This is a genomic window from Bradyrhizobium sp. Unk1, assembly GCF_059512345.1.
Map to the genome: position 1 here is coordinate 1 of NZ_JCAMOP010000250.1, position 362 is coordinate 362.

Sequence of the window (362 nt, forward strand, 5' to 3'; positions counted from 1 at the left end):
CGCCTGAAAGGCCGCCGCCGAATTCGAAAAGGAGCAGAAGCGCCGCGACGCAGAGCGCAAGAGGCCGCCAGGCAGAGAGACCGCGAACGGCGAGAAAAGGCAGCCGCGAAAGCCGAGGCGGCACTGGACAAGGCCGAGCGCGAGCATGCGAAGAAAGCCGCGGCTATTCAGGCTGAGGTCGATGCTCTCGAGGAGCGATCGCGGGCCGAGGACGACCGCTGGGAAAAGGACGGAGAACGGCTGCAAGCCGCCCTGCGGCGCGCGGAGGACTAGCCGGCAAGAGCCATTCGCGTCTCCGGAACGGAGTTCGGCCGGATCGCGTTGACTGCTCGATCTTCATGACCGGAGGAACGCACATGAGA

At 65.7% G+C, this 362-nt stretch carries 1 pseudogene; it reads left to right on the plus strand.

Annotation, left to right across the window (positions count from 1 at the left end):
- A pseudogene (locus tag AC5ZFO_RS48355) lies at positions 1–273 on the plus strand (cell envelope biogenesis protein TolA); the annotation flags it as partial.
- Positions 274–362 lie beyond the last annotated feature (89 nt).